The 23486-nt window shown below is 63.1% G+C and carries 23 protein-coding genes; 11 read left to right on the top strand and 12 right to left on the bottom strand.

What is annotated here, in order from left to right; all coding sequences use genetic code 11:
- Positions 1-13 precede the first annotated feature (13 nt).
- The 3 genes from rfbB to rfbF all read left to right on the top strand — a co-directional run bounded on the left by rfbB (position 14) and on the right by rfbF (position 2626).
- A complete protein-coding gene (gene rfbB / locus VMF11_09655; protein HTU70571.1) occupies positions 14-1030 on the top strand; it encodes a dTDP-glucose 4,6-dehydratase in 1017 nt (338 codons plus the stop codon).
- Between the two features lie 8 nt (positions 1031-1038).
- On the top strand, positions 1039-1770 hold the full coding sequence (locus VMF11_09660) for a sugar phosphate nucleotidyltransferase (protein HTU70572.1): 732 nt from the start codon (positions 1039-1041) through the stop codon (positions 1768-1770).
- Positions 1771-1852: 82 nt separating this feature from the next.
- Positions 1853-2626: a glucose-1-phosphate cytidylyltransferase gene (rfbF, locus tag VMF11_09665; GenBank protein ID HTU70573.1), complete on the top strand. Its 774-nt coding sequence runs from the start codon at positions 1853-1855 to the stop codon at positions 2624-2626.
- Here rfbF and VMF11_09670 read toward each other — a convergent pair.
- The gene (locus VMF11_09670) at positions 2623-3267 is read right to left on the bottom strand and encodes a NeuD/PglB/VioB family sugar acetyltransferase (protein ID HTU70574.1); all 645 of its coding nucleotides are present in this window, start codon (positions 3265-3267) and stop codon (positions 2623-2625) included. The genes rfbF and VMF11_09670 overlap by 4 nt on opposite strands.
- Before the next feature lie 56 nt (positions 3268-3323).
- On the opposite strand from VMF11_09670, the gene VMF11_09675 reads away from it, so the two are divergent.
- Together VMF11_09675 and VMF11_09680 are read left to right on the top strand one after the other, a co-directional pair.
- Positions 3324-4478 carry a DegT/DnrJ/EryC1/StrS family aminotransferase gene (locus VMF11_09675; GenBank protein ID HTU70575.1) on the top strand — a complete coding sequence of 385 codons (1155 nt, stop codon included), beginning with the start codon at positions 3324-3326 and terminating at the stop codon, positions 4476-4478.
- Between the two features lie 13 nt (positions 4479-4491).
- Positions 4492-5151: a hypothetical protein gene (locus VMF11_09680; GenBank protein ID HTU70576.1), complete on the top strand. Its 660-nt coding sequence runs from the start codon at positions 4492-4494 to the stop codon at positions 5149-5151.
- Between the two features lie 20 nt (positions 5152-5171).
- Here the strand turns inward: VMF11_09680 and VMF11_09685 are convergent, their stop codons facing one another.
- Both VMF11_09685 and VMF11_09690 read right to left on the bottom strand, forming a co-directional pair.
- Positions 5172-5711, bottom strand: coding sequence for a dTDP-4-dehydrorhamnose 3,5-epimerase family protein (locus tag VMF11_09685; GenBank protein HTU70577.1), 540 nt, complete (start codon positions 5709-5711; stop codon positions 5172-5174).
- Positions 5708-6931: a class I SAM-dependent methyltransferase gene (locus tag VMF11_09690; GenBank protein HTU70578.1), complete on the bottom strand. Its 1224-nt coding sequence runs from the start codon at positions 6929-6931 to the stop codon at positions 5708-5710. The genes VMF11_09685 and VMF11_09690 overlap by 4 nt, the downstream gene beginning before the upstream one ends.
- A gap of 93 nt (positions 6932-7024) precedes the next feature.
- Between VMF11_09690 and VMF11_09695 the strand changes: the two genes are divergently transcribed.
- Positions 7025-8773 (top strand): glycosyltransferase, encoded by a 1749-nt coding sequence (locus tag VMF11_09695; protein HTU70579.1) that lies wholly within the window; start codon positions 7025-7027, stop codon positions 8771-8773.
- 6 nt (positions 8774-8779) lie between these two features.
- On the opposite strand, the gene VMF11_09700 is transcribed toward VMF11_09695, so the two are convergent.
- Together VMF11_09700 and rfbG are read right to left on the bottom strand one after the other, a co-directional pair.
- Positions 8780-9472, bottom strand: a complete 693-nt coding sequence (locus tag VMF11_09700) for an FkbM family methyltransferase (GenBank protein ID HTU70580.1) — start codon at positions 9470-9472, stop codon at positions 8780-8782.
- Positions 9473-9483: 11 nt separating this feature from the next.
- Entirely contained in the window at positions 9484-10542 is a 1059-nt protein-coding gene (gene rfbG / locus VMF11_09705) for a CDP-glucose 4,6-dehydratase (protein ID HTU70581.1), read from the bottom strand.
- A 64-nt stretch (positions 10543-10606) separates the two neighbouring features.
- On the opposite strand from rfbG, the gene VMF11_09710 reads away from it, so the two are divergent.
- Both VMF11_09710 and VMF11_09715 read left to right on the top strand, forming a co-directional pair.
- A complete protein-coding gene (locus VMF11_09710) occupies positions 10607-12382 on the top strand; it encodes a glycosyltransferase (GenBank protein ID HTU70582.1) in 1776 nt (591 codons plus the stop codon).
- A gap of 7 nt (positions 12383-12389) precedes the next feature.
- Entirely contained in the window at positions 12390-13427 is a 1038-nt protein-coding gene (locus VMF11_09715) for a hypothetical protein (GenBank protein HTU70583.1), read from the top strand.
- On the opposite strand, the gene VMF11_09720 is transcribed toward VMF11_09715, so the two are convergent.
- The 3 genes from VMF11_09720 to cysD are packed head-to-tail and all read right to left on the bottom strand — an operon-like array spanning position 13421 to position 16824.
- Complete coding sequence (locus VMF11_09720; protein ID HTU70584.1) at positions 13421-14182, bottom strand: sulfite exporter TauE/SafE family protein; 762 nt, start codon at positions 14180-14182, stop codon at positions 13421-13423. The two genes, VMF11_09715 and VMF11_09720, sit on opposite strands and share 7 nt — an antisense overlap.
- Entirely contained in the window at positions 14179-16008 is a 1830-nt protein-coding gene (gene cysC / locus VMF11_09725) for an adenylyl-sulfate kinase (GenBank protein ID HTU70585.1), read from the bottom strand. The genes VMF11_09720 and cysC overlap by 4 nt, the downstream gene beginning before the upstream one ends.
- A 3-nt stretch (positions 16009-16011) precedes the next feature.
- On the bottom strand, positions 16012-16824 hold the full coding sequence (gene cysD / locus VMF11_09730) for a sulfate adenylyltransferase subunit CysD (GenBank protein HTU70586.1): 813 nt from the start codon (positions 16822-16824) through the stop codon (positions 16012-16014).
- A gap of 99 nt (positions 16825-16923) precedes the next feature.
- Here cysD and VMF11_09735 point away from each other — a divergent pair, with 99 nt between their 5' ends.
- Genes VMF11_09735 through VMF11_09745 form a run of 3 tightly spaced genes read left to right on the top strand, consistent with a single transcriptional unit; the run spans position 16924 to position 20074 of the window.
- A complete protein-coding gene (locus VMF11_09735; protein ID HTU70587.1) occupies positions 16924-17865 on the top strand; it encodes an AAA family ATPase in 942 nt (313 codons plus the stop codon).
- A 32-nt stretch (positions 17866-17897) separates the two neighbouring features.
- Entirely contained in the window at positions 17898-19310 is a 1413-nt protein-coding gene (locus VMF11_09740; GenBank protein HTU70588.1) for a hypothetical protein, read from the top strand.
- A complete protein-coding gene (locus tag VMF11_09745) occupies positions 19307-20074 on the top strand; it encodes a glycosyltransferase (GenBank protein ID HTU70589.1) in 768 nt (255 codons plus the stop codon). Before VMF11_09740 ends, VMF11_09745 begins: the two co-directional genes overlap by 4 nt.
- Before the next feature lie 20 nt (positions 20075-20094).
- Here VMF11_09745 and VMF11_09750 read toward each other — a convergent pair whose 3' ends face one another.
- From VMF11_09750 to VMF11_09765, 4 genes are read right to left on the bottom strand one after another with little or no spacing between them, the layout of a single operon-like run.
- Positions 20095-20457, bottom strand: coding sequence for a hypothetical protein (locus tag VMF11_09750; GenBank protein ID HTU70590.1), 363 nt, complete (start codon positions 20455-20457; stop codon positions 20095-20097).
- A 7-nt stretch (positions 20458-20464) separates the two neighbouring features.
- On the bottom strand, positions 20465-20920 hold the full coding sequence (gene fliS, locus VMF11_09755) for a flagellar export chaperone FliS (GenBank protein ID HTU70591.1): 456 nt from the start codon (positions 20918-20920) through the stop codon (positions 20465-20467).
- 9 nt (positions 20921-20929) lie between these two features.
- Positions 20930-22945: a flagellar filament capping protein FliD gene (gene fliD, locus VMF11_09760; protein ID HTU70592.1), complete on the bottom strand. Its 2016-nt coding sequence runs from the start codon at positions 22943-22945 to the stop codon at positions 20930-20932.
- A 9-nt stretch (positions 22946-22954) separates the two neighbouring features.
- Positions 22955-23338 (bottom strand): hypothetical protein, encoded by a 384-nt coding sequence (locus VMF11_09765; protein HTU70593.1) that lies wholly within the window; start codon positions 23336-23338, stop codon positions 22955-22957.
- Positions 23339-23486 lie beyond the last annotated feature (148 nt).

Genomic DNA, 23486 nt, shown 5'->3' on the forward strand with positions numbered 1-23486 from the left:
CAATTCAGGAGATATGAGCAAGACCACGCGCTGGTTGGTTACCGGGGGCCTCGGATTCATCGGTTCGAACTTCGTCCGTCTGGCATTGCGCGAGCGGCCGGAGCTGGAGATCGTCAATCTCGATGCGATGACCTATGCGGGCAACCCCGCCAACCTGCGCGACCTCGAAGGAAACGCGCGTTACCGCTTCGTTCGCGGCGACATCTGCGATCCGGCGGCGGTCCGCGAAGCGATCGGCAACGGGGTCGACGCGATCGTGAATTTTGCGGCTGAAACGCACGTCGATCGTTCGATCCTGGATCCCGAGCAGTTTCTGCGCACCGACATCCTCGGAACGCACGTGCTGCTGGAGGCCGTGCGCGAGCGTTCGATCGCGCGCTATCTGCAAGTCTCGACCGACGAAGTCTACGGCGACGTGAGCGAGGGGGAGTCGAGCGAGAACGATCCCCTCGCGCCGCGCAGCCCGTATTCCGCGAGTAAGGCGGGCGGCGATCTCCAGGTGCTCGCCTATTGGACGACGTACCGCACGCCCGTGCTCATCACCCGCGGCAGCAACACCTACGGGCCGCACCAATATCCGGAAAAATTGATCCCGCTTTTCGTCACGAATCTGATCGACGACGAACAGGTGCCGGTGTACGGCGACGGGATGCAGGTCCGCGATTGGCTCCACGTCGACGATCACGCACGCGGTATCATGCACGTGCTCGACCGCGGCGAGCCCGGGAACGCGTACAACATCGGCGGCGGCAACTCACATACGAATATCGAGATCACGCGCCGCCTGGTGAACGGGTGCGGCCGCGCGATGGAGACGCACGTGCGCCACGTAACCGACCGTGAAGGACACGACCGCCGGTATTGCGTCAGCAGCGCGAAGGCGCGCGCGCTCGGTTGGGCGCCCCGCGTCGACTTCGAGGAAGGCATTCGCACGACCATTGAGTGGTACCAGATGAACGAAGCTTGGTGGCGTCCGCTCAAGTCCGGCGAATTTCTCGCATACTACAAGCGGCAGTACGCACACCGATAAGGGGGGACATGAAAGGCGTCATTCTCGCCGGAGGATTGGGGACGCGACTGCGTCCACTCACCAAGGTTACGAACAAGCATTTGTTGCCCATCTACGACAAGCCGATGATCTACTACCCGATCGAAACGCTATGCCGCGCGGGTATCAAGGACATCATGATCGTGACGGGCGGTAACTCGGCCGGCGATTTTCTGCGGCTGCTCGGCAACGGCCGCGAGTTCGGTCTGAAGGACATCTACTATACCTACCAGGAGGGCGAGGGCGGCATCGCCGACGCACTCAAACTTTGCGAGCACTTCGCGGAGGGCCAGCGCATCGCGGTGATCCTCGGCGATAACATCATCCAAGACGACATCGGGCCTTACGTGCGCAAGTTCGAAGAGCAGAATTCGGGCGCGCGAATTCTCCTCAAAGAGGTCGAGGACCCGGAGCGATTCGGTTGTCCGGAACTGGAAGGCGATCGTATCGTGCGCATCGAGGAGAAGCCGGAGAAACCCAAGAGCCGCTACGCCGTGACGGGCATCTACATGTACGACCGGCGCGTCTTCGATTTTTGCAACCGGCTCAAACCCTCGGCGCGCGGCGAGCTCGAGATCACCGACGTCAACAACGCCTACATCAAAGAGGGCGATCTCTACTACGACGTTCTCGACGGTTGGTGGACCGACGCCGGCCAATTCGAAAGTCTCTTTCGCGCGGCGCAGCTCGTCGCGAGTCAGCGCAGCGGAATCACCGTGTAGCGCGAGAGCATGCTCGGTACGCGAAGCACCCCTCTTGCGGGGAAAGAGGGGTTTTGCGCGCAGCCGCGGGACGTTGCGCCCAATGAAAGCCGTAATACTCGCCGGCGGACTCGGCACGCGCCTCAGCGAGGAAACGACACTGCGCCCCAAGCCGATGATCGAAATCGGCGGAAAGCCCGTCCTTTGGCACGTCATGAAGACCTATTCGCATTGGGGCATCAACGATTTCATCGTGTGCTGCGGCTACAAGGGCTACATGATCAAGGAGTATTTCCACAATTACGCTCTTCACATGTCCGACGTGACCATCGACCTGCGGGCCGATTCACTCACCGTTCATCGCAGCGACGTCGAGCCGTGGTCGATTACGCTCGTCGATACCGGCGAGGGAACGCAGACCGGCGGCCGCCTCAAGCGCGTCGCGCGGTACCTCGAGGGCGAAGATCTCTTCTGCTTTACGTACGGTGACGGCTTGAGCGACGTGAACGTGCCCGATGCGATCGCATTCCATCGCAACAGCCGCACGCTCGCGACCCTCACGGCCGTGCAGCCGCCCGGACGCTTCGGCCAACTCGAGATGTCCGAAGCGCGGATCACGTCCTTCCGGGAAAAACCGCCCGGCGACGGCGCATGGATCAACGGCGGCTATTTCGTGTTGAATCCGGGGGTCTTCGAGTATATTCGAGGCGATATGACGGCGTGGGAACGCGAACCGATGGAACGTCTGGCGGCAGAGGGCAATCTTTCGGCTTGGGTCCACCGCGGGTTTTGGCATCCGATGGACACGATGCGCGACAAGATCCTGTTGGAAGACCTTTGGGAATCGGGCGGCGCTCCCTGGAAGGTCTGGCCCTAAGCTCGCTCCACCACGCGCGCGGGATTGCCCATCACCAGCGCTCCGTCGGGAACGTCCTTGGTGACGACGCTGCCCGCGCCCACGATCGCGTGAGCACCGATCCGAATGCGGGGAAGCACGGTCGCATTGCTGCCGATGAAGGCCGCGCGCCCGACTTCGACGCAACCCGCCAGCGTCGCCCCCGGCGCGATGTGGACGCCTGCATCCAGGACGCACTCATGGTCGACGCCGGCCGCCGTATTGATGATGCAGGCCGGACCGATTCGCGCTCGTGCGCACACCGCCGCCATCGCCAAGATCGCACTACCCTTCCCGACCTGCGCATCCGTCGCGACGAAAGCCGCCGGATGCAACGCCGTGGCAAGGGCGAGTCCTTCGCGCTCGAATCCCTCGCCGATCGCGATTCGATCCTCTCCGCGCTCGCCGCCGATCGCGACCAGCGCGCGATACTCCACGGAAGGATCGCGCAGCGATAGCCAGCGCGCAAAACCGTCGCCGCCGTGATAGATCGGCACGCCGGGAAACGGTGAGATGATCGCCGGGTCGTTGTCGAAAACCGCTGCGATCGGGATGCCGAGCCGTCCGTAGAGCTCGCCCATGACCAGCGCCTGTCCGGTGGCTCCCCACAGTACGATGTTCATGGGCTAGCGCTTTCCAGCCGATGAATGGTGTGAACCTTTCCCCTCGAGGAGGTGCAGTGCAGACGCTCGACCGCGCAGGTGCCACGCTGGAACACATTCCGGTCTTCGTTCCCCGAATCGGAGTCGACACGCTCAAGCATCTTACCGACGCCTTCGACGTCGGCTGGCTCGGCATGGGCGCGACCACCAAGGAATTCGAAGAGCGCATCGCCGCCTATCTCGGGCTCGAGGGCCGCTACGTGGTCGCCACCAATACCGGGACGTCGGCTTTGCATATCGCCCTCCTCGCGGCGGGCGCCGGTCCGGGCGACGAGGTCATCGTCCCTTCATTCAACTACGTCGCGGATCATCAAGCTATTCGTTACACCGGCGCCGAGGTCGTGATGTGCGATATTCGCGACGACGATCTCGGCATCGATTGCGCGAAGGCTCGATCGCTCATCACGAAACGGACCAAGGCGATTCTGCCGTTGCACTTCGCAGGCATCCCCTGCGACCGAGCCGGCGTCTACGACCTCGCGCGCGAGTTCGGCTTGCGGGTGGTCGAGGACGCCTGTCACGGATTCGGCAGCACCATCGACGGCAAGAAGATCGGAAGTTACGGAGATATCGCGTGCTTCAGTTTCGATCCCGTCAAGATCATCACGTCGATCGACGGCGGCTGTGTCGTGGTCAATTCTGAGGATGAACTCCGCAAGCTCCATCACCTGCGCATCCTCGGAGTCGATAAGGACACGACCGAACGTTACCGCAACGCGCGAGCGTGGGAATACGACGTCGTCGATCAAGGTTTCCGCTACCATCTGACCAACATCATGGCCAGCGTCGGAATCTCGCAGATCAAACAGATCGACGACTTCATCGCCTCGCGCCGAGAAATCTGCGAGCGGTACAGCACCGCCTTCGCCGAGTTGCGCGGCGCGCGGGTCCTTCGCCGCGACTACGGCGACGTGAGTCCCTTCATCTATAGCTTGCGGGTTCTCGGCGGGCGCCGCGCCGAGCTCATCGCTCATCTCAAGGAGCGCAATATCGCCGCAGGGATCCACTTCATGCCGGTCCATCAACACACGTATTTCGCATCCTGCCGCCGCGGCGACATGACGGTTACCGAGAAGGCCGCCGCCGAGGTCGTGACGCTTCCGCTTCACTCGCATATGAAAGAAGCCTCGATTCAACGCGTGATCGACGCGGTGACGAGCTTCTTCGCCTAGGCATCCCGGCTTCGTGTATCTATCGACCGACCGCGGGACGCTCGGCTCCTATCTGCGATCGCAGATCGAGGCGCTCTATCCGGCGAGCCCGGACGCGTTCGGGCAGTTCGATCGCGTGGTCGACGAGGCGCTGGAGCGGACCGAGGCGTGCTTCGCCCGCGTCGTTCTTCCGGGGTATCGTCGCAACGCGAAGCCGTTCTATAATCACCTGCACGGCGATCAGAGCGCCGTCTTCACGTATTTTGCCGCGAATTCGGCGTGGAGAATGGGCGAGGAGAGCCTTGCCGCGCGCTTCTTTTTGCTCAATAAAATGCAGAACGGGCTCGTTTGCATGTACGACACGCAAATGCCCGACGTCTTTCTGTTGATCCACACGGTCGGAACCGTGCTCGGGAAAGCCGCGTACAAGAATTTCTTCGTCGCCTACCAGAACGTGACGATCGGAACCGAGTCCGGGCGTTCGCCGAGCATCGACGAGCATGTCGTCGTGTACGGCGGCTCGATGGTCCTGGGTGCAACGACGCTTGGCCGGGGAAGCATCGTCTCGGCGCAATCGCTGCTGATCGACGTCGAGGTTCCGCCCGGCTCCGTCGCTGTTGGCCGCTCCCCCGACCTCGAGATCAAGGCCCGCAAGCGCGATTTCGCTCAGCAGTACTGGGACGTCAAGCCCTAGGGAAGCTCTGAAGAGCTTCCCTAGATCATCGCGGCGGCAAGCCGCGGCAGGTTTTTATCACGTTCTGAAAGGCGGCTAACCGGCAAGGGCCACGTGATTGCCAGCTCAGGATCCGCATGATGAATTCCGCCCGCGGCGTCGGCGAGGTACGGTTCCGAGATCATATACAGGGCAGCCGTTCCGTCTTCGAGCGTTTGGTAGCCGTGCGCGCACCCCGCCGGAATGTAGAGTGCCGATCCGCTTTGCGCGGTCAAGGTCAGGCCGAACCAGCGGCCAAAGGTCGGACTTCCACGGCGCAGGTCCACGGCGACGTCGAATACCGCGCCGGCAACGCAGCGAATGATCTTGGTCTCCAGATATGGCGATCGCTGATAGTGCAGACCGCGAACGGTGCCGGCCTTTTCGTTGAAGGCGATACTGTGCTGCGCGTACTTCGCCACGAGTCCCGCCAGCTCGAACTCCGCTTCGTCGAACGTTCGAACAAAACGCCCGCGCGAATCGCTCGATTGATCGCCTTCGACGACCGTGACCCCGGCGATCCCGGTTTCGCGAAAGGTCACCGGACGCTGATCTCCGGAATCGCGATCACGTGCCGTCCGCCCCATTCACGGATGAAACTCGTCTGCGCGATGATCTCGTCCCGAATATTCCACGGCAGGATGAGCACGTAGTCGGGACGGGTTTCACGATAGTGCTCCGGCGCGTAGACCGGTATCCGCGAGCCCGGCAGGAGCTTGCCCTGCTTTTCCGGATTGCGGTCGACCGTGTAAGCGAGCATGTCCGCCCGGACGCCGCAGTAGTTCAGCAGCGTGTTGCCCTTTGCCGGAGCTCCATAGCCGACCACGCTCTTCCCCTCCTCTACCGCCTCGATCAAGAAACGCAACAGTTCGCGCTTTCTCCTCGCGACGTCGGCCGAAAAGGAGCGATAGCGGCCGAGATCGGTGACACCGAAAGCCGCTTCACGCGCGCGAAGCGCTGCCACGCGCGGTTCCTCCACTCTTGGGTCCTCGAACCGGACCGCCCATACGCGCAACGAGCCTCCGTGCGTGGGAATCGTTTCCACGTCCCACACACGCAATGCATTGCGCTCGAGCACGCGTTCCATCGCATAAAGTGAATAGTAGGAAAAGTGCTCGTGATAGATCGTATCGAATTGAACCTGCTCGATCAGTTCAACGAGATGCGGAAACTCGATCGTCAGTACGCCGCCGGGCGCGAGCATCTCTTTCAGGCCGCCCACGAAGTCGTGCACGTCGGGAACGTGCGCGATAACGTTATTGGCGATGACCAAGTTCGATTCGCCGTAGCGCTCGCGCAGGGTGGACCCGCTCTCGCGCCCGAGAAAGATGCTCTCGGTTCGGATCCCCTTCTCGAGGGCGACGCTCGCGACGTTGCGTGCCGGCTCGATACCCAGCACGTCGATTCCGGCTTCCCGGAAAAACTGCAACAGATATCCGTCGTTGCTCGCGGCTTCGCAGACCAACGCGCCGCGCCCGAGTGCGAGACGGCGCGTCGCGCTCTCAGCATAGCGCCGCGAGTGCTCGAGCCACGATTCGGAGTAGGACGAGAAGTACGCATATTCGCTGAAGATATTTTCCGGCGTCTCAAAGGCCTCGAGCTGAACCAGAAAACAGCGCTCGCATACGTACGCGTGCAGGGGAAAGAACGGCTCCATTTCACGCTCGCGTTCGCGCGATACATAGGAGTTCGACAATGGCGACGTGCCGAGATCGACGAACGTTATGCGCAGCGGCGCCGAACAATTGCGACAGACTGACATTGGCATTGGGGCCATTCTTCCGATGAAGAGGCATCGCCTCTGCGTGCACGGCCGCGAGCGGAGCAACGCTCCGACCCGGCGAATCCGCTGCCCATGAACGCCCCGTTCTCCGGCGTCAGCATCGTCATCACGTCGTATAACTACGGCCGGTTTCTCGCCCGAACGATCGCCAGCGCGTGCGCCCAGCAGGCCGAAGATCTCGAGATCGTCGTGGTCGACAATGCGTCGACCGATGATTCGTGGACGATCGTCGAGGGATATGCTGCGCGCGACGCGCGGCTTCGGGCCTACCGCAATCCCGAAAACATCGGAATGATCGGCAACCACGTGCGCGGGCTGGAGCTCGCAACGAAGGACCGCGTTCTTTTCCTCTCCGCCGACGATTATCTGCTCCCCGGTCACGTGGCGCGCCTCGTTGCCGCTCACGGCGCGTATCCGGACATCGATTACTTCTATACGTCGTATGTCCACGTCGATGAGAACGATCGTTTCTTGCGCCACCTCGGACACGTCGGCCACTTGCGCGGATCGTACACGGGCGGGAGAAACGAATTTGCCGATCTGCTCACCCACGACTGTTACATGTGCACGCCGACGACGCTCTTCGACCGTCGGGAGCTACTCGCACGCGGCGGCTTCGATCCAGACATCATCTGCGGTGATTACGATACCTATCTCCGGCTGGCCGCGGCCGGCGCGAGTTTCGGATTCATCGATACCGTCGGTGCGGCCATTCGCATTCACGCGCAAGAGGTAAGCGGTCGGGAACGATTTCTCGCGACGGGGAAGCAGTTCTTGGAACAACTCCTCTTGCTCGAGCGCTACCTCACCGAGGAGAATCTCCCGAAGATCGCGGGCCGCGAACAGGGAGTTGCCAACCTACTGCTGGCAAAGGCGAACAATCTTCGTACGTATCCCGACGTAGCGTCCCAGATACTCCCGGCTGCACAACCGCGGGTCGACCTCATATTTGCGACGCTCAGCCGAAACCGCGATAAGTATCTTGCGGCCCCGCTGACGAAGAATGCCGGAATCAGCGTCGTTTTCGAGGCCGCCGGAGACCCCTTATCCGTGCTCGCGACACTGGAGGCCTTGAGCGAGCAACGCTACACCGACTGGAACCTCGTGATCGCAGCGGACGGGGCAATCGACTTCGCTCCGCTGTTCGAAGATCGCGCTCGAACGTTACGAAGTCGACTCGTCGTTCATCGGGCGCCGCCGAACCGGGCGACCTCACTGAACGACGCGCTCAGCCTGGCGAGCGATGAGATCATCGTTTATGCCGAACCGGGCGTTCGATGGCCGTCCGATCATCTCGAACGCATCGCGGCGGGTTTTGCCTCCGCAAAGATCGATGCCCTGGTCGTACGCGCTCACTTGATAGCTATTCGCGGCGATGACGTCGTGACGCGGATCGACGATTTCGCGGGTAGTTCCGTCGCCAACAGAACCGCCGCGGTGGGCGAGGGAATCCCGCTAGCCGCGTTCGCCCACCGGCGCTCCGTCATCGATCGATTCGGGCGCTTCGACGAGCGATTGCAGCACCTTGCGGATTTCGATTTCATCACGCGCGTCTTCGGCAGTGTCAACGTCAGAATCGACGACGAATCCACGGTGACGATCGCACGCCCGTTCGATCGTCCCTCGCCTCCGCTCCAGGACCCGAGGGGCTACGTCGCCGCTTTGCAAGCGATCTACAACGCGCGACCGGTACAGCCCGAAACGGCAGCGAGACGGCGAACGCATCTGCAGCGCATCGTGAGCGAACTCAACGCTATCGGCGCCGGCAGTTCGCCCCGCGATCCGATCAAATTCGCCGAGATTGCGCGGGGTCTCGTCTAGGGATCGTTACCAGGTCCGTTTGACGTGGAAGTCGTGCCATGTCTTCGGATCGTTCGTCAACCACGTGTGACGCTCGCGGTGCCCCATGATCGAATGCAGCCACTCATACGCCGCGACGTCGAACGCTACCCATCTGCCCGGCGCTTTTTCGCCAAACGGACCCGAGCACGCGTGCATGCCGTGTGCCTTCTGATCCACGACTTTGAAGGCAGTGTACCCCATCACGTTCAGACGCGCGAGGTATTCGAGCTTGTGCGCTTCGATCGACATGTAGATCGGCAAATCTTTGCGATCGAGCGTCTCGAGAGCGTCGAGCACGAAGCGGTCCCCGGTCTCAATATCAGATTTCAGGAAATACGGCACACCGTAATGCTTGAAGAGTTCCGTCAATCGCATCACCGGAACGTCAACCACGGGCCCATCCTGGCCGTCCCGCCACGCAACTTCTTTATCGAACGCACTCCATTCCGTATTGCGCGGATTCACGTAAAACGGCATCATGCCCTCCGCCGGGCCGATCCCGATCGGCAAGATGCGCAGCAAACCGTTTTGCAACTCGCGTGCAAATCGCTTCTTGCACTGTTCGACCAGCATTGGGTTGGCCTCGACCGCGATCACACGATAACCTTCGCTCATGTAATACGCCGTGTCGTTGCCGACGTGCAACCCGATATCGTAGATCAGATCCGGAACCAGCATTACTCTCCTGCCTAGGGTGAAGTCGAACTCCACGCAACCGAGTCGATTTGTGCCGACGTCAGTTCGCGCGCATTCTCGCCATCGTAAAAGGCGCGATACCACTCGGCTGTCAGCTCCACTGAACGACTGACCGTCAGCGACGTCTCCCATCCGAGCCGCTCGCGCGCCTTCCGTGCGTCGAGCTGCAGCACCGATGCTTCGGGCTTGGACCCGGAATCTACTCGCTCGACGTCCAGGCGTTTCCCGGTCGCGCGCGCAAACGCTTGCACGACTTCCTCCACGGTCGTTTCGCCTGAACCGGGGGGGCCGAGGTTCCACGCTTCATCGACACGTTCGCCCCTTCGCGCCGCGCTTGCGACGGCAAGGTAGCCGCGCAGTGCATCGATCACATGCTGCCACGGCCGGATCGCACGGGGATAGCGGATGCGCAGCCGCCTTCCTTCAAAGGCTGCGCGCGCGAGATCGGTAAAGAGGCGATCCTCCGACCAATCGCCGCCCCCGATCACGTTGCCCGCGCGCACCGAGGCGAGTTGCAATCCGCGCGGACGAAAGAAGCTCGTGCGATAGCTTTCGATCGCGATCTCAGCTGCGCTCTTGCTCGCGCTGTACGGATCCCCGCCGCCAAGCGGATCGGTTTCGACGAACGGGCGCGCCATCGTGCCGTCGTTGCGGTAGCATTTATCGCTCGTCGCGGCGACCACGATCCCCGTCTCGCGCTGCAAGCAACGTTCGAGACACGCGATCGTGCCGCCAACGTTGACATCAAATGTCTCCGCCGGCGCGTCATACCCGGCGCGCACGAGCGACTGCGCGGCAAAGTGAAAGACGACCTGCGGCCGCGCCTCATCAAAGAATGCGGCGAGACGAATTTCGTCGCGAACGTCGCCGATATATGAATGCACGACGGTATCGAGGCGAAGCGCATCGTAAAGATTCGGTGTGGTGGCCGAAACGAGCGCATAACCCCAGACCTCCGCTCCTAATCGTTGCAGCATGTAAGCAAGCCACGCGCCTTTGAAGCCCGTGTGGCCGGTGATTGCAACACGCACGCCCTGCCAATCGGAAGCCATGATCGCGCTGATCGTTTGCCATCTACCAACAGGACCCTCCGCTTTCACCCCGTAGGAAAAGGCGGTGAGGATCTCGTCCTCGCCGGCTGCGGCGATTCATTTCGATCGCGAGCGCTGGCCCGAAGAAGCAACTGCACTCGAATCCCTGAGCGTGCCCGATTTGCTATGTGTCGGGCTCGATCTCGCGCAGCCGGCCCGGGGACTCGGTGAAATCGTCAACGCTCGGCGTCGCGGAACGCTCGTAGCCGCGCTCATCGTGCATCGCGATCCGCTCGAGATATTGCTGCTGCAGATTCTCGGACTCGTGCGCGCAACCGCCGATCCCGACACTCGCGCGCTGCAACTCGCAGCTCTGCGCGACCGCCGCCTCAACCTTCAGGGTAAGTCGCCCGAGGAAATGGCTTCTCCGGCCATCGAGCTCGTCAACGCAGCGAAATTCGCACTGCGTCTCGCCGATTTCGTCCTCGTCGCCACGCCGGCCGATCGATTCCGGCTCGAGCGCCTAACCGGGACCACGCTTCGGCGCTGGACGCTGCTGCCCGATGCCGAGCCGCTCGCGCAGCCTACCCGCGACCGCGACGTGACCGTCTATGCTCCTTCGGTGAAGCGGGCCGAACTGGCCGGCGTCGAGATGGCGCTCGAACTGCGCGGCGTTGGCGCACAATTGATCACGGCCGAGAACGCGCGCGACGCGATCCGCGGAGCAACGGTCGTATTGCCGGAACTCTGGCGCGGCCGTCGAGCCTGCGCATTGGCGGCAGCCGGCTATCGCGTCGCGGTGCCGGAAGAATGCGGCGCGGAGCTGCTCTATCACGGGATTGCGACGTACAACATTCGCGATCCGCATACGATCGGTGACGCGCTCGACATCCTTGCAGCGATGAGCTCACCGGCTCCGAAGCTGCGCGTCGAACCCGCTCACGTCGCATCGATCGCACTCGCGGAACGACCGCCTGCCCTCGACGGACCGCTTCTCTCTTTGGTGATCCGAACGGCCGACCGCCCCGAGTTCTTGCGTCGCGCCCTCGCGAGCGTCGCCCAACAAGGCTATCGCAACATCGAAATCGTGCTCGTCAACAACGGTTCACAGGAGGTTCTCGAACTCGCGCAAGCCGCCGGCGGCGGTTTCCCAATCGCGTACGTCCGGCCGCCGGCGCCCGTAAAGCTCGCCGCCGCACTCAATCTCGGCATGCAGGCCGCTACCGGCACCTACATCGGTTATCTCGATGACGACGATATCTTCTACCCGGATCATTGCGCCCGCTCGGTCGCGTTGCTCGAGCAAACCGGCGCCGACCTCTCGTATTCGAAATGCGTCGGCGAATATTCCAGGGTCGACGAAAATGGAGTCAAGCACGTCCTAGGCATGCAGGTCTACACCGACTGGCCGTACCGCCTGGACGACCTCTACTCTTCGAATCTCACGACGATCCATAGCGTGGTTCATCGCCGTGAACTCTTCGACCGCTTCGGATTTACCGACGAGTCGCTGGCGGTGACCGAAGATTGGGAGCTGTGGCTGCGAATGGCATCGGGCGGCGCGCGTTTCGTTCATCTCGATCGACCGACCTGCGAGTACTCCTGGCGCGACGATAAACGCAATCCCAATACGTCTACCGAGCGCCGCGCCGAGTTCGCGCTCGCATACGAGACGATCTTGGAGCGCTACCACAGCCATGTTGCCAACCGCACCGGTACGATTCTGCCGCGCCAACAGGGGAATCTGGCGCATATCCGATCGCACGCGCAGGCCGTTGCCGCGGACCCGGCGGCCGGTTTGCGTTTGAATATGCAGGACGTGATGATGCACGCCGCACCGGTCGAAGGTCTGGTGGAATAGGGCCGTTATGCGCACGTGTCTGGTGCACATCGGAACGCATAAGACCGGTACGACCTCGCTGCAAGTGCTGGTCGAGCAAAATCGCGCGACCTTGCAAGAGGCGGGACTCTTGATCACGCGTACGGCCCGTCCGAGCTTCGCGCAAACCGGTAATCACCAACTCGGCTGGGATTTACTCGTGCACGGTGAGAGCAGGGATTTGCCGCTCCTCACTCAGGAGCTGCGGGCGAGCCCGGTCGACGCGGCGCTGGTGACCTCAGAAGATATCTGTTTGATCTACTCACGGCCTGCAACGATCCAGATGCTCGCCGACGCGATCCGGGCAGCCGGATACGCCGGCAAGGTCGTTATCTACCTCCGGCCGCAGGCTCCGTACGCAGAGTCGATGTATGTCGAGCGGATCAAACACGACTATATCCGGCCGCTATCGGGATACATCGACCGAATTTTGCAGACCGGCATGTACGTGCCCGACGGTTCGCCGATCCAGATCGAGTTTCGCTATCCGCGGCTTCTCGAGCCCTGGGTCCGCGTTTTCGGCCCGGAGAACGTCATCATTCGCGCCTACGAGGCCGGGCAGCCGAACGAATTCATCTTCCAAGACTTTCTGCGGCTCATCGCGCTGGCAGCGCCGGGATTCGGCCGTTCGCCGCTCCAGCTCTCGGTGAGCCATCCGCGCGCCAACGAGAGTTTGACGTTCGGCACGCTCCTCGATACCGCGTACCAAAAGCTGCTGCCGCAGGGCGTTCCTCAAGCCGAGCCGCGTGCACTGCTGCGCACGCACGTGCCGAGCTTCTCCGAGGCGCTCTTGAACGAGCGCTTTGCGCTCTTTTCACGCGACGAAACGCTGTCATTGCTGCGCGCGTTCGCTCCCGACAACGAGGTACTCGCACGCGATTACGGCGTCAACCTTGCCTTCCGCACCGAGAACGACGTCCCGCCGGCCGGCGATCCCGTATGGGAGAAAGCCGCCGTCGAGCGAGCGATCTTCGATCGTTTGTTGCAATTGTGGATGGAGACGCGCGACGCGCTTTCTTCTCAGTAGAACATTCGCACGCCGACGATCAAAAGAATGAGCGCAAGCCCGACACGGAACGCTCGCTCGGGCAAGCGCTTCGCCAGCGGCGTGCCTACCAAAACGCCCGGAATCGATCCCGCCAAGAGCAGCATTGCGAGCCGAATGTTGACGTCGCCGAGCTTGAAGTGGCCGATGATCGCCGGAACGAGCAGTACGACCGCAAACGCGACGTCGGTTCCGACCAGTGTGCGCAACTGCGCTTGGGAAAGGACGAGCAACAAGAGCGGCAGGGTCAGCGATCCGCTGCCGATCGACGTGATGCTGACCAGGGTCCCGACCACGAAGCCGGTCAGCGTCAGCGGCAGATGCGGCAGCGGCCGCTCCGGCGGATGCGTATCGGGGGCAACCGAACGCGTAAAGGCCACGGCGGCCGCCGCGATCAAAAGCGCAACGCCAAGCGCGATCTTCAGCACATGGTTGACGGCGGGGAGCGGGAAGTGCGCGTGGAGCCAGCCGGTAATCAACACCCCGACGATGGCGCCGGGAACGCCGCCGAGCGAGAGAAAGAGCAGCGCGCCGTAGTTGACCGTTTGCGCGCGAATGTGGGTTAGAAACGCGACGATCTTCGTCCCCAGACTGAAGAGCAGATCGGAACCGATCGCGGTGCTCGCATCGTACCCGAGGAAGAGGACGATCAGCGGCGTGGTGAGCGACCCGGCACCGACGCCGGAGTACGAGATGCACACTCCGACGATGAATCCGATCAGAATGATTTGGATCATCGCACCAAATGCGATTCGATGTACTCGAGCAGGCAGGCCGCCGACTCATCGATGCGGTGCACGGCTGTATCGACCACCAGATCCGCCCGTTCGGGCACTTCGTACGGCGAGGAGACGCCGGTGAAATGGGCGAGCTCACCGCGCCGTGCACGCTGGTAGTGTCCTTTGACGTCGCGACCCTCCGCGGTACGCAGGTCGCACGAGACGTAAATTTCATGGAATCCGTTCGGATACGCCGCGCGCGCCAACTCGCGGTCCGCCGCGAAGGGTGAGATCAACGCACAGAGCACGATCATGCCGGCGTCCGCGAAGACAGCAGCCACGGCCGCCGTCCGGCGCACGTTCTCCGAGCGGTCCTCGTCGGAGAAGCCGAGGTCGACGTTGAGCGTGGTCCGCAGCGTATCGCCGTCCAGCACGTACACCTGCCGGCCGCGCTCGAAGAGCATCCGCTGCACCGCCATCGCAACCGTCGACTTACCGGCGCTCGGGAGGCCGGTCAGCCAAAACACGCCGCCCGCATGTCCGTTGCGCAGCGTCCGCTCCGCCCGTTCCACCGACGAGATCATCGCGACGACGTTGGTCGCGCCTTCGCCGCGCGTGTGGCCGAGCACCGCATCGATCCGGCCGCCGGCCACGATCGTTCCCGCGCGCACCAGCACGAAACGGCCGATGCTCGACTCGGCGAGATTCGTATCGGCTGCGATCAGTTCGCGCGCGACCAGCGAGACGACGCCGACGTCGCCGCTGCTCAGCTCGTCCGCTTCGCGCGGCTCGAGGGTGTCGGGATCGATCGTCTCCTCGATGCGCTGCAGCGTCACCGGGAACTCGCGCGTTCCCAAGCGCATGCGCAGCGCCTCTCCCGCACGAGCGGGTTCGGCGCCGAGCCACACGACCGTCGTCTGGGCCGCATGACCGAGCTCGGGAGCGTCGGAACCGCGACTTCCCACCGACCCTCGATCGACAAAGACGCGCGCGTCGAGCTCCGCCGCGATCGACGCACCCGCCAGCGCGCGATCGAGCTCGCGCGGCCAATCGTGAATGGCGAGCACACGCGCCCCGGTCTGAAGCGGCCAAAACGTCAGATGCTCGCCGCGCTCGAGCGTACCGCTCTCGATGCGTCCGGCGATGAGCCGTTTGCCGTCGCGCCGGTACACGTCTTGCACCACGAAGCGTAGCGGCCCATTATCCGGCGCCCGGTCGCGCTCGAGCATGCCGAGCGCCTCGAGCAGCGTGGGACCATCCCACCACCGTGTGAGCGGCCCAGGCTTGACGATGCCGTCGCCGCTGCGTGCGGCGACCGGCACGATCGCGCGCGCGCGCATGCCGAGTTGATCGAGAAACGCGCCGACCTCCGCCACACGCTGCTCGTATGCAGCCTTCGGATCGCCGGCGAGATCGAGTTTGTTGATCGCGACCAGCACGTTCGCGAATCCGAACCAACGCAGGAAGAGTGCTTGGCGGCGCGTTTGCAGCGTGATGCCTTCGTCCGCGGCGACGACCATCACGGCCGTGTCGACCTCCGACGCGCCGCTGAGCAGGTTGCGAATCAGCTCCCGATGACCCGGTGCGTCGACGAAGACGAATTCGGCGTCGGGCGTGCGCACCCAGATGCGCGAGAGATCGAGCGTGATCGCCTGATCGCGTTCGAGTTGGAAAGCGTCGAGCAGAAACGAATACTCGATCGGCACGCCGCGCTTCGAGCTGGAGGTCTCGAGCTCTTCCAGCTTCGCCGGTGTGACCAGACCGAGATCGACGAGCAGACGGCCGAGGATCGTGGATTTTCCGGCGTCTACGTCGCCGACCATCACGATGCGAACGTTTTTCAACGCCTACATGTACCCCGTCGTGCGCAGGCGTTCGAACGCGTCCTCGCTCTCGTTGTCCATCGTGCGTCCGGCGCGCTCGGGATCCCGCGTCACCTCGAGCTCGGCGATGATCTTCTCGATCGTGTCGGCGTCGCTCGCGACCGGAAAGGTGATGTTGCTCTCGCCGAGCGAACGGAATCGCTTGCCGCTTTTCGCGAGATAGAGCGGGACAAACGGGATCGATTCGCGCAGCGTATAGCGCCAAATGTCGAGCTCCGTCCAGTGCAGCAAGGGATGGATCCGAACGTGCGCACCGTCGGGAACGTCGTAGGCATAATAATTCCAGAGCTCGGGCGGCTGCGAGCGCGGATCCCACGAGCCGTCGGCGTTGCGCGGACTGAAGATCCGCTCTTTAGCACGGATTGCCTGTTCATCGCGGCGGATGCCGAGGATGATACCGCGATATCCCTCACGCGCGATCAGCGCGCGCAGGCCCGCGGTCTTGCGCGCGGCGTGACGCGCGGCAGGCGGCAGTGTTTGATCCACGGTGCTCTCGGGCGGACATTGCTCGTTTGCGACCGGGAGATGCCACTGCGCAACCAGGCGGTCGCGGAAGGCGTAGACTTCCTCGAATTCCATCCCGGTGTCGAGCAGTACGACCGGGAACGGAATCTCGCCGAGAAACGCCTTGCGCACCATCCACAACAGCGCCGTCGAGTCCTTGCCGATCGACCAGAGCATCGCCAGCGGCGCCACGCACGAGAAGGCTTCACGCAGGATGAAGATCGTACGGGCTTCGAGCTCGTCGAGGTAGTCAAAGTCGCCCGGGCGGGACATTTCGTCCTTATCTCTACCTCGGCTGCGTAAGGTCCTCGTTAGCATGGTTTTAATACACAATGACTTTGCGCTCGCGGGTCTAACCTAGTCGGTGGCGCTATGTCACGGTACTTCGAATTCTTCGGCCTCGAACGCGACCCGTTCTTGGACACGGCCGACCCGTTTTTCTATTGCGAGTTCGGCGCGTTGCGCAAGGCGAAAGACCGCCTCTACGCTTCGGTCGACGCTTCGCGCGGGCTAACCGTCATCCTCGGCGATCCCGGCACCGGGAAGACGAGCTTGAGCGGCGCGCTCGAACAGGAGCTGCTCGCCGACGACCGGGTCGTCCTGGCGAAGATCCTCGACCCGGCCTTCGCGACCGAGACCGAATTTCTCATCGCGATCGGCCGCGTTTTCGGTCTGGCGCTTCCGCCGCGTTCGAGTGCCGCCTTGAAAAACGCGTTGAAGAATTTCTTCTTCGAGACCGCGATTCTCGAGAAGCGCAACCTCGTACTCACCATCGACGAGGCGCAGAATCTCAGCGACGAAAACCTCGAAGCGCTGCGGCTTCTGCTCAACTACCACGTGCCGCAGCGCAAACTGCTCAATATCCTGCTCTTCGGGCAAAGCGAACTCGCCGATCGTATTCGCGCCAAGGGCAATCTGGAAGACCGCGTGGACGGCTGGATCCGGCTCGAACGGTTGGATGCGGGCATGGCCTCGGCCATCCTCGATTTCCGACTCTCCAGGGCCGGGCTGCCGCCTGAACGGCAATTCTTCACCCCCGACGCACGTGCGCTGATGATCGAGGCGGCCGACGGGCTTCCCCGCCGCCTGACGATGCTCGCCCACGCCGCCATGCAAGAAGCCTGCGACCGCGCCAGTACGCTGGTCAACGAGGATCACGTCCGCTCCGCCATGCTCGTGCGCGGCATTGCGCCGCGTCTGGTCACCTTGCCGGTTCGCGCCGAGGTCGGTTCGACGGAGCCGCGAGAGCCGGTCGCAGCGCCCGCGCCGCGCGGTCTCTTCGGCCGGCTCTTTGCCCGGCGTTCGTCGTCATGAACCGGGAGCCGGATTTTGAATCCAGCGCCGATATGCGGCTGCTGGAGCTACAGCGCACCTCGCTCGGATTGACGGCGCCGCCCGAGCGCGTCGGGTGGGAGACGCGCTACGCGGGCGATTCGGCGCCGTTGATCGATATGGTGACCGAGGCGCCGGTAACCAAGAGCGCGGTGCTGGCGGTCACCCTCACCGCCACTCCGCCCGGGGAGGTCATCCCCGGCACGGTGGTCACGTACGCACTGAGTATCGTGAGCGAAGGCGCCGCGCACGCGGCCGGCGCGGTCGTCGCCGTGCCGCTGCCCGGCGGCGCGGCCTACCGCCTGGGATCGCTCCAAATCGACGGGCGCGCGGCCGACGACGGGGCCGCCGACCAGCTCTTCGGAAACGGTCTAGAATTGGGCACCGTGGCCGCGGGGAGCAGGGCGACGCTGCTCTGGAAGGTCGGGGTTCGCATGGGCACCAAGCCGCTCGTGACGATCCCCCAGGTGCGCGCTGCGAATGCGGGGATCATCGGCGGCGGCCCGGTCATCGTCGAACGCAAGGGCAGCGTCAGCGCCTTTGCCGGCGAGCTGGCCGCGGCCGATCGCGCGCTCTACGAGCCGCGCCCGTTGATTCCGGTCGAGATTCCCGCCGACGAGCTTCCGATCTATGAGCTCGACGCCGAGGAAGCGATCGTTGAGGAGGCTGCCCAGGCGGCACTCTCCGACGCGGCGGCACCCACGAAACCCGTGGCTGAAGCCGGGCCTATAACCGAACCCGAGCCGGTTATCGAGACCGAACCGGAGCCGGCGCGCGAAGCCGTCGTGTTCTACGGTGCGCTCGACCGTCCGACGCTCGCCTTCTTCGAACGCGTTTTCAACGGCTCGAAAGCTCCAACGATCCTCCAGCACTGCATCTTCGGAAACGCGCTGGCTTGCTCGGTCGATGCCGACGGAAATGACCCCATCGAGATGAAAGCCCACCTTGCCGCACAGTCGCAGATCCTGCACCGCGTCTCACTGCACGAGAAACTCGGCAAGAAAGAGCCGATCACGGAGTACGCGGGACGGCTGCTCGCCAACATGGGGGCGATCGCGCCCGCTGCGGTACGTGCGGGCGGGTTCTCCGGCGCCGATCGGTTCCTATTTGCGAACGAACTGCACGAGCCCGCACTTGCCGTTTTGCGCAAGATTGCCGAAGAGCGTGAGCGCTGGGATTTCGTCAAAGCGCGCCAGCTCACGCTCGCGCTTCAGGCGCAGCGCGTCTTGCTCGACGACGACGCACGCGCCGCCGCGATCGACAACGCGCTGCGTGCCTATGCGCAACACTCGATGACGGTATTGCAAAAACTCTTCGTGCGTCTGCGCATCGATCGCACGACCGGCGTGCTCTTCCAGACCGATGCCGCGCTCGACGGCGCCGCGCGCGCGCTGCTCGCCGCCTGCGCGTTTGCTCTTCCCAATTGAAACTGTTCCTCGGCATTCCCAGTGCCGGCTCCCCCGCACCGCCCTTCGTCGAAAGTTTGGCGCGGATCGCGCTGCCGGCGTCGGTGGAGCGATTCGAGCGCACGGTGGTCACCGGCAACTACGTTCCCGCGCAGCGGGATCTGATCGTCGAGCGCGCCATCGAGGCGCGCGCGGATATCCTCGTGATGTGTGACGACGACATGGTGCTCCCGACCGATGCGTTCGTCACGCTGTGCGCCGCGCTCGAGAACGACGAAAGCGCAGCGATCGCCGGGTCCCTCTACTATTCGCGCGACGGCTTTCGACCGATGACCGTCGAGCACTGGGACGGGTCCGACACGCGTACCGCGCGCGTTCCGGCGTTCGATCGCGAGCCCGTCGCCGTCGACGGCGTTGGCTTCGGCTGCGTCGCCATCCGCGTCGCGATGCTGCGCGAACACGCGCCGCCGTACTTCGATGCGCATGTCTTCATCGAGCGTTCGGCGGGCCGCATCCGCGTGTGCGACGAGGATTATCTGTTCTGCGCCCGCCTACGGCGCGCCGGTGGGCGCATACTCTTGGTCCCTGCCGTTCGATGCGGACATTACGATCGCACCACCAACACCGTCGTTCCGTCCGCGTGGGAATCCGCCGAGGTCACGCGGCGGCCGCGCATGGCGGTGGTGGCCGATGGACGGCCCGCGCTGGTCGAAGCACGCGACGTGCCCGGCAGCATGGCCGAATCACACGTGCGCGCAAGTCTCGAATATGTTATCGTGCCCTAGGGAAGTTCTCCAGAGCTTCCCTAGCGCACGTCGCTGAAGAGGACGAACTGATTCCGGCGCTTACCGGCCACCGAGCGCGCATAGGATTTCCAACGCGCGATGAGCTGCAGCCGGTCCCCGATGTCTTCCTGCCGTGAGAGCAACCGCTTGAGATGCCACTCGCGGTAGGTCAGCACGCGTTGAACGCGTTCGCGGACCTCTCGCTCGAATTCGGGCGTACGCGCCGGTTGGGCCGATTCCCACGCGTTTGCGAGCGCATGTCGGGCACGCGCCATATCGGAGAGCAACTGCTCGCAAGCCTTCCAGTCGCGCCGTTCGAGCAGCGGTGCGAGGGGCGCGCACAACTTCTCGAGCTCCGCAATCGCAGAGCGAACCTCGTCCAACAGCGCTTCAGCCAACTGCGGCAAACGTCGACGTCACGCCGTCGCCTCCCGCGAGATCCTTTGGCGCCCGGCGCTGCGCCTTGAACTGCGTTACGGCAGTGTTCCACGTCTCGCGGTAGTCGCGCGCGTAGCCGAGCACCCGGGCGACGCGCTCCGGGTCCTTGCGCATGTTGGCCATCACCAGTTCACGATGCCAGAACCCGTAGACGCGCAAGAGATTCTGCGAGAGTTCGCCGCCGATCTCCATATTCAGCGAGCTCATGAGCACGGTACAGGCACGCTGCGCCCGCAGCAGTGCCTTGTGAATTCCCTCGATATCGTCACGCTCGTTCATCAGCTTGTCATGCGCGTGTTGCGCCGCGATGATCAATACGTCGAAGATCTTGACGATCAGATCCTCGGGGGCAGCCGTGAGAATCGAGGTCTCGAGGTAGGTTTGCTCGTTGTTCTTACGCATGGCCATCCGTGACGCTTAGCTGCTTGAGCTCGAGCTCGTGCTCGACGTGCTGAATCCGAAGACTGCCGCCAGCTCCTGCTGCTCCGCCTGAAGTCCGGCGATCGTCGCTTCGTCGCCGGTGTATTCCGAGCGGAGGGTGTCGGCGTATTGATTGGCGGCGTCGGTGATCTGCTGTACCTGTTGCTGCAGGTTGGTGATCGTATCGTCGTTGCTGTTCTCGTAATTCTGGATCAGCGAGACGCTGGGAATATTCCCGACGGTGCCGGAATTGAGGAGCGTCGGGTTGCCGGTTACACTGGTCAGATAGCTTCCCAGTTGTGTCGTCAAGCTGTTTGCGCCGACGATGAGATTTTGCACCGCGTTCGGATCGGCTTGATACGCGGCCAGGAAAGCAGAGACGCTCAAGGGCTGCAACTGCCCGTCCGTTCCCTGAATGGTTTGGGTCTGATAGAGCGAGCCGTCCGGCGTCTGCGAGTCGACGCTCGTCGGCGCGATCGTGTCGAAACTCGAGTCGAGCTGCAAGCCGATCTGGGAGAGCGAATTGTAGGTCGTTCCCGACCCGAGGAAACCGCCGACGATGTTCTCGAGCTCTTGCACGATGCTCTGGGCGTCGGAGTTGCCGTAGAGCACGCCACCGGGGATCGACTGCGCGATCGCGCCGGAGCCGGGCTGAATGGCCTGGACCACCGGCGGTGCGGTGTCGCTGTTGATCTCGTTGACCGCTGCGTTGTAGGTGGAGACAAAGCCCTGTAATGCGGAGACCAGCAGGGCTGTGTTCTGAGACACGTTGAGCGTGAACGGCGTGGTGGTATTGCCGGTAATCGAGAGCGAGAGCCCCGGTATCGCGTTCGTGACCGTGTTCGAGTCGTTGTAGTACGTGCTCGTCGTACCGTCGGCATTGAGGATCTTTACGACCGACTGCTGCCCGACGGTGGTCGTTGCTCCGCTCGTTGTGGTCAGACCAACGGCGCTCAGGAAATTGCTCGTATCTCCGCTCGCACTCAATATAATGCTCTGCGGCCCGGAATTGGCGTTCACCAATTCGACTTGACCCGTGATCGTGTTATACGATGCGGTCACCCCGGCGGTACTGCTGTTGATCGCGTTGATGACGTCGTTCAAACTTTCGTCTGCCGAGACCGTGATCTTCACACCGTTGATGGTGAAGGTTCCCGCCGTCACGGGCTTGACGAAGCCGGCGGAATTGGACGAATCGAACGACTCGTACGGGTTGATGCCTCCGACGTTTGCGGTCCCGGTGATCGAACCGCCGCTTCCACCGCTGTTGATCAGCTGCGCGCTGCTGAGCTGCAGCACGTTGAGCAGGTTGCCCTGGTCGCTGCTGCTGCCGAGTGAGATCGACTCGTCGGTCGAACTGAACTGCACGACACCGTTGACGAGCGTGGCGAGGAATTGCGCATCGGCGCCGGCACGCACCTCGGTCGTGATATTGTTTAAAATCGTATCGAGCGACTGCGTGTTGACGTTGTAGGCGATCTGCACGCCGTCGACCGTCACTTCGCCCTCGCCGTTGGTGCCGTCGGTCGGTGTGACCCTGGCATACGAATCGATCAGCGGCACCGTATCCGAAGCTTGCCCCGCGTAGGGGCCGCTCGTGAGATCGTCGGTGATCGAGTGGCCGGCGCTCAGACTCGAGAGAATCGAGGTGTTGGTCGCCGCCTGAGTGCTCTCGATGGTATAAAGCCCCGGCGCTGAGCTCACACCCGGGATACCCGACGCGGTCAGCGCGTTCAGGTCGCTCGACTCCGCCTCGTAGGTCGTGAACAAGTCGGGGTTCGAGAGATCGGCGAGTGCGTTTTGCACTGAGGTGAGCAGATTGTTGATCTGGATCAGCGCAGTGTTCGCATTGTTCAGGGTCGCGATCTGCGCGTTGAGCTGCCCTTCGGGAGCAAGTTGAAGCTGCGTCAACTTGTCGATAACAGAGTCCCAGTCGATGCCGGAAACAATACCGGGAAAGGTGATCGGCGGAACGTTGGTGCCGTAGACGCTCGCGCTGTTGCTGGTCGACACGGTTGGTATTTACGCCTTTTGGTCGAGAGTGACGCCGTCGGTCTGATCGAAGAATTCAGCCAAACCGATGAGCACCTCCGGCGGAAACTGCGCGACCACCTGGCCGGTCTCCGGGTTGGTGAACACGGTGACGATCAAATCGAGTTGGTGCACGACTTTATACGACACGTCGAGCTCTTGCGGAGCGCCCGAGGAGCTTTGCGTAACGTTGTAGAGTTTGGCCACAGCAGACGCGAGTGTAGCGCTGCCGCCCGATGGGGGCTGCGGCGCTCCTGCGCTGGGTCGAACTTCGGCGGCCCCGGTGGGCGCCGAACCGGCAGTCGCGCCGGCCGTCGTGGCCTGCGGCGATCCCGCCGTCGCACCGTTCGCGGGCGCGACCGACTGAACGTCCATGTTGTTCAAATCCTTCTCCCGCTTCTTTCATTGTCGTCGCGCGGGCCGCCGAAGTTTAGCCGCACGAGGCGGCTGGAGGTCCGAAGCACACGATGTGCGCCCGGCCCCTTGGGGCCGGGAGGACCGTCAGCCGCACGAGGCGGCTGGA

The sequence above is a fragment of the Candidatus Baltobacteraceae bacterium genome (assembly GCA_035502855.1).
Classification (GTDB): domain Bacteria; phylum Vulcanimicrobiota; class Vulcanimicrobiia; order Vulcanimicrobiales; family Vulcanimicrobiaceae; genus Aquilonibacter.

What these genes read in the sequence shown, in the direction of transcription:
- VMF11_09740 (HTU70588.1), top strand. Translation starts at nt 17,898, where the DNA reads ATGCGGCTGCTGGAGCTACAGCGCACCTCGCTCGGATTGACGGCGCCG.
- VMF11_09690 (HTU70578.1), bottom strand. Translation starts at nt 6,931, where the DNA reads ATGTCAGTCTGTCGCAATTGTTCGGCGCCGCTGCGCATAACGTTCGTC.
- VMF11_09660 (HTU70572.1), top strand. Translation starts at nt 1,039, where the DNA reads ATGAAAGGCGTCATTCTCGCCGGAGGATTGGGGACGCGACTGCGTCCA.
- VMF11_09715 (HTU70583.1), top strand. Translation starts at nt 12,390, where the DNA reads ATGCGCACGTGTCTGGTGCACATCGGAACGCATAAGACCGGTACGACC.
- rfbF (HTU70573.1), top strand. Translation starts at nt 1,853, where the DNA reads ATGAAAGCCGTAATACTCGCCGGCGGACTCGGCACGCGCCTCAGCGAG.
- rfbG (HTU70581.1), bottom strand. Translation starts at nt 10,542, where the DNA reads ATGGCTTCCGATTGGCAGGGCGTGCGTGTTGCAATCACCGGCCACACG.
- VMF11_09720 (HTU70584.1), bottom strand. Translation starts at nt 14,182, where the DNA reads ATGATCCAAATCATTCTGATCGGATTCATCGTCGGAGTGTGCATCTCG.
- VMF11_09700 (HTU70580.1), bottom strand. Translation starts at nt 9,472, where the DNA reads ATGCTGGTTCCGGATCTGATCTACGATATCGGGTTGCACGTCGGCAAC.
- VMF11_09765 (HTU70593.1), bottom strand. Translation starts at nt 23,338, where the DNA reads ATGGACGTTCAGTCGGTCGCGCCCGCGAACGGTGCGACGGCGGGATCG.
- fliS (HTU70591.1), bottom strand. Translation starts at nt 20,920, where the DNA reads ATGGCCATGCGTAAGAACAACGAGCAAACCTACCTCGAGACCTCGATT.
- VMF11_09735 (HTU70587.1), top strand. Translation starts at nt 16,924, where the DNA reads ATGTCACGGTACTTCGAATTCTTCGGCCTCGAACGCGACCCGTTCTTG.
- VMF11_09670 (HTU70574.1), bottom strand. Translation starts at nt 3,267, where the DNA reads ATGAACATCGTACTGTGGGGAGCCACCGGACAGGCGCTGGTCATGGGC.
- VMF11_09695 (HTU70579.1), top strand. Translation starts at nt 7,025, where the DNA reads ATGAACGCCCCGTTCTCCGGCGTCAGCATCGTCATCACGTCGTATAAC.
- rfbB (HTU70571.1), top strand. Translation starts at nt 14, where the DNA reads ATGAGCAAGACCACGCGCTGGTTGGTTACCGGGGGCCTCGGATTCATC.
- cysD (HTU70586.1), bottom strand. Translation starts at nt 16,824, where the DNA reads ATGTCCCGCCCGGGCGACTTTGACTACCTCGACGAGCTCGAAGCCCGT.